General features: G+C 57.7%; 5 protein-coding genes. 3 read left to right on the top strand and 2 right to left on the bottom strand.

Going from position 1 to position 4,745, the window contains the following annotated elements; all coding sequences use genetic code 11:
* Window positions 1-34: 34 nt before the first annotated feature.
* Window positions 35-1,111 (bottom strand): peptide chain release factor 1, encoded by a 1,077-nt coding sequence (gene prfA, locus BDE01S_RS08510; RefSeq protein WP_066080181.1) that lies wholly within the window; start codon window positions 1,109-1,111, stop codon window positions 35-37.
* Window positions 1,112-1,235: 124 nt separating this feature from the next.
* Window positions 1,236-1,889: a site-2 protease family protein gene (locus BDE01S_RS08505; protein ID WP_066080178.1), complete on the bottom strand. Its 654-nt coding sequence runs from the start codon at window positions 1,887-1,889 to the stop codon at window positions 1,236-1,238.
* Between the two features lie 304 nt (window positions 1,890-2,193).
* On the opposite strand from BDE01S_RS08505, the gene BDE01S_RS08500 reads away from it, so the two are divergent.
* The 3 genes from BDE01S_RS08500 to BDE01S_RS08490 all read left to right on the top strand — a co-directional run bounded on the left by BDE01S_RS08500 (window position 2,194) and on the right by BDE01S_RS08490 (window position 4,618).
* A complete protein-coding gene (locus tag BDE01S_RS08500) occupies window positions 2,194-2,931 on the top strand; it encodes a methionine ABC transporter ATP-binding protein (protein ID WP_082790450.1) in 738 nt (245 codons plus the stop codon).
* A 1-nt stretch (window position 2,932) separates the two neighbouring features.
* The gene (locus tag BDE01S_RS08495; protein ID WP_066080172.1) at window positions 2,933-3,619 is read left to right on the top strand and encodes a methionine ABC transporter permease; all 687 of its coding nucleotides are present in this window, start codon (window positions 2,933-2,935) and stop codon (window positions 3,617-3,619) included.
* 84 nt (window positions 3,620-3,703) lie between these two features.
* A complete protein-coding gene (locus BDE01S_RS08490; protein WP_066080169.1) occupies window positions 3,704-4,618 on the top strand; it encodes a MetQ/NlpA family ABC transporter substrate-binding protein in 915 nt (304 codons plus the stop codon).
* The last annotated feature ends 127 nt before the right edge of the window (window positions 4,619-4,745 follow it).

Below are 4,745 nucleotides of genomic sequence, written 5' to 3'. Positions count from 1 at the left end.
ATACAACGTGTTTGCATTATCCGAAAAGCAACGCTCAATCGCCCATTGCGGCCAGCAATTCGGCCTGATGCTCGGCAATCAGCGCGCCGGTGAGTTCTTCCAAATCGCCGTCCATAATAAAATCCAGCTTGTGCAAAGTCAGATTGATTCGGTGGTCGGTCACGCGGCCTTGCGGGTAGTTGTAGGTGCGGATGCGCTCGCTGCGGTCGCCGCTGCCGATTAAGGATTTGCGCTCCGCCGCTTCTTTGGCCTGCGCTTCGCGTTTTTGCGCGTCGTTCAAACGCGCCGCCAATACTTTCATGGCCTGCGCTTTGTTGGCGTGCTGGCTGCGGCCGTCCTGACACTCCACCACCATGCCCGTGGGCAGGTGGGTGATGCGCACGGCGGAATCGGTTTTGTTGATGTGCTGGCCGCCCGCGCCCGATGCGCGGAAGGTGTCGATACGCAAATCGGCCGGGTTCAATTCGATTTCTTCCAATTCGTCCGCCTCAGGCATCACGGCGACGGTACAGGCCGAGGTGTGGATGCGCCCCTGGCTTTCGGTAGCGGGCACGCGCTGCACGCGGTGGCCGCCGCTCTCGAATTTCAGACGGCTGTATGCGCCCAGGCCGACGATGCGGGCGATAACTTCTTTATAACCGCCCAGCTCGCTTTCATTCGCCGACACGATTTCCACCTGCCAGCGGTTGCGCTCGGCGTAACGGCTGTACATCCGCAGCAAATCGCCGGCAAACAGCGCGGCTTCGTCGCCGCCCGTACCCGCGCGTACCTCGATAAAGATGTTTTTATCGTCATCGGCATCTTTGGGCAGCAGCAGCTTTTGCAACTCGGTATCAAGCGCGTCGATTTTGCTTTGCGCCGCTTCGATTTCTTCGGCGGCAAAGTCTTTCATTTCCGGGTCTTGCAGCATGTCGCGGGCATCGGCCAAATCGCTCTGCGCCAGCGTATATTGCGCGAACACTTCCACCACCGGCGTCAGCTCCGCGTGCTCGCGCGTGAGCTTGCGGTAGTTGTCCATATCTTCCGTGGCTTCGGGCTGGCCGAGCAGATGGGTAACTTCTTCCAGTCGGTCGGCAAGCTGCTGTAATTTGTCTAAGATAGAGGGTTTCATAGTTTTTCCACAATAAAGGCCGTCTGAAACGGCGGCGCGTGCGCCCTGCGTTTTTCAGACGGCATAACGGGCGTTATTATAACGCAAAACTGCCTGTCTCCAGGCAGTTTCTCCCGCACGCGCTTCAGCTGAACAGCGAAGCAAAGCCCGTCAACAGCGCCATCAGCGTGCCGACGAAAGGCCACATAATCGTGCTCAGCAGCCCGCTCATCACCAAAAACAGCAAAATCCACATGCCGTAAGGCTCGATTTTGCGGTATTGCATGGACGCGCGCGCCGGCAGGAAGCTGTCCACCACCCGGCCGCCGTCCAGCGGCGGAATCGGCAGCATATTCAAGACAAACAAAATCACGTTGATGCTGATGCCGTAGCCCGCCATTTTAGAGAGCGGATATTGGAAGGATTCCGGTGCGTAGTGCGCCAGGCCGAACGCCAAAGCCCAGCCGAACGCCATCGCCAGATTGGAAAGCGGCCCGGCCAGCGCCACCATGCGCCAGCCCAGTCGCACATCGCGGAAATGGCGCGGCACGATGGGCACGGGCTTGGCCCAGCCGAACAGAAACGGCGCGGATACGGCCAGCAGAAACAGCGGCACCAATACCGTACCGATTAAATCGATGTGCGCCAGCGGGTTCAGGGTCAGCCGCCCCATCTGCTCGGCAGTGCGGTCGCCCCAATAGCGCGCGGCGTAAGCGTGGGAGGCTTCGTGTACGGTAATCGCCAGCAATACCGGCAGCACGGCCAAGAGAAACACGCCCAAATCGAAATTCTGAAACATGGCTTTCCTTATAGATTAATCGGTTTTCAGACGGCCTGCGGCAAAGATACACAGCGCCACCGCCCGAAGTATATCGGCATCCGCGCATCCCTATCAAGCCCGTGCGCGCCCATACGCTGCAGCGGCGCGGCAAACCGATAAAATCTTGACAATTTTTGACTTTTTCCGCTAATATTCCCCATTAATTTTGATTAATGCCGATTTGACACAGCTTGCGGGCACAAACAGCTAAAGCGTTCGTCATGAAACGTAACCGCCAGCCCGTTGTGTCCGCATCGGGCTTTGTCGTATTTGGATGCAACGCATGATTATTTTAGACAAGGTTTCCAAGCGCTATCAAACCCGCGACAAATCGTGGTTTACCGCCGTCGAGCCGACGACCTTGGAAATCAAAGCAGGCGAAATTTTCGGCCTGATGGGCTACTCCGGCGCGGGCAAATCCACACTGCTGCGCCTGATTAACCTTTTGGAGCGCCCCGACAGCGGTACGGTTACCGTCGGCGGCCAAAACCTCACCGCCCTGAATGCCGCCGGCCTGCGCCAAGCGCGCCAGAATATCGGCATGGTGTTTCAGCAGTTCAACTTATTAAGCAACCGCACCGTAGCCGACAACGTGGCCTTTCCTTTGGAAATCGCCGGCTGGCCGTCTGAAAAAATCAAAGCGCGCGTGGCGGAATGTTTGGAAATCGTCGGCCTGCAAGAGCGCGCCGGCCACTTTCCCGCCCAGCTTTCCGGCGGCCAGAAGCAGCGCGTCGGCATTGCCCGCGCCCTCGCCTCCAACCCGCAAGTGATTTTGGCTGACGAGCCGACTTCCGCGCTCGACCCGGCGACGACCCGCAGCGTGTTGGAATGTTTGGAAGACATCAACAAACGCTTCAACGTGACCATCGTCATTGTGACCCACGAAATGAGCGTCATCCGCCGCCTGTGCGACCGCGCCGCGCTGTTGGACAAAGGCCGCCTGCTGGAAGTCGTGGAAGTACGCAACAACCAAATCCACGCCCAATCGGAAATCGGGCGCGAACTGATTCGGGAGGATTAAGATGGCCGGTTTATCTTTGCAACAAGCCCTGTCCACCATCGTCAATATGAAAGGCGAAATCCTGCAGGCACTGGGCGAAACCTTCATCATGGTCGGGCTCTCCACCACGTTCGCCGTCGTGTTCGGCACGCTTTTGGGCGTATTGCTCTTCGTCACCGCCAACCGCCAGCTGCATTACAACAAACCGCTGAATTTCCTGCTCGACAATCTGGTTAACCTGATGCGTGCGTTTCCGTTCGTCATCCTGATGATTGCCATGATTCCGGCCACCCGCGCCATCGTCGGCAGCACCATCGGCCCGATTGCCGCGTCTTTGGTCTTGAGCGTGTCCGGCCTGTTTTACTTCGCCCGCCTGGTCGAGCAAAACCTGCGCGAAGTGCCGCGCGGCGTGATTGAAGCCGCCACCAGCATGGGCGCGTCGCCGCTGACGATTATCCGCAAAGTGCTGCTCAACGAAGCGCGTGCGGGCATGGTCTCCAGCATTACCGTATTGGCCATCGGCCTGCTCTCCTACAGCGCGGCGGCCGGCATGATCGGCGGCGGCGGCTTGGGCGACCTGGCCATCCGCTACGGCTATTACCGCTACCAAACCGAAGTCATCATCTTCATCGTTGCCATTTTGGTGCTGCTGGTGATTTTGATGCAGAGCACCGGCAACTGGGTGGCGCGCAAATTGGACAAACGCTGATTATTTCCTTTACCGGCCGTCTGAAAACACCTCATTTTTCAGACGGCATCAAAACCTATCCAACAACCTACAAGGAGTTCTCACATGAACGCATCTGCTTTGCTTAAAACCTTCTCCGCCGCCGCCCTCGCGCTGGCGCTGGCAGCCTGCGGCGGCCAAAAAGACACCGCACCGGCCGCTGCCGCATCCGTACCGGCTGCCGACACCGGCGCCGAGAAAAAAGAAATCGTCTTCGGCACCACCGTCGGCGACTTCGGCGATATGGTGAAAGAACAAATCCAACCCGCTTTGGAGAAAAAAGGCTACACCGTCAAGCTGATTGAATTTACCGACTACGTCCGCCCGAACCTGGCTTTGGCCGAAGGCGAGCTGGACATCAACATCTTCCAACACAAGCCTTATCTGGACGACTTCAAAAAAGAGCACAAGCTGGATCTGACCGAAGTGTTCCAAGTACCGACCGCACCTTTGGGTCTGTATCCGGGCAAACTGGCATCGCTGGACGAAGTGAAAGAAGGCAGCAGCGTTTCCGCGCCTAACGATCCGTCCAACTTCGCCCGCGCACTGGTAATGCTGAACGAGCTGGGCTGGGTGAAGCTGAAAGACGGCATCAACCCGCTGACCGCGTCTAAAAACGACATCGCCGAAAACCTGAAAAACATCAACATCGTCGAGCTGGAAGCCGCACAACTGCCGCGCAGCCGCGCCGACGTTGACTTCGCTGTCGTCAACGGCAACTACGCCATGAGCAGCGGCATGAAGCTGACAGAAACCCTGTTCCAAGAACCGAGCTTCGCCTATGTTAACTGGGCTGCCGTGAAAACCGCCGACAAAGACAGCCAATGGCTGAAAGACGTGGAAGAAGCCTACAACTCCGAAGAGTTCAAAGCCTACGCCCGCAAACGCTTCGAAGGCTACAAATACCCGGCTTCCTGGGGTGAAAACGCCGCCGCCGGCGCACAGGCCGAAGCCGCTTCCGCTGCTTCTGCCGCACAATAAGTCTGACGCATAAAAGCCGTCAAAGCCGTCTGAAAACGCCCGTTTTCAGACGGCTTTTGTTTACCTGTTTGCAAGGGAAATGTATTGGATATTCAGCCGTAGGACGGGCATCCTTGCCCGTCGTTCA

The sequence above is a fragment of the Bergeriella denitrificans NBRC 102155 genome (genome assembly GCF_001592185.1).
GTDB classification, from domain to species: domain Bacteria; phylum Pseudomonadota; class Gammaproteobacteria; order Burkholderiales; family Neisseriaceae; genus Neisseria; species Neisseria denitrificans.
Note: the sequence above shows the minus strand (reverse complement) of the source record. Positions and strands in the feature narration are given on the sequence as shown.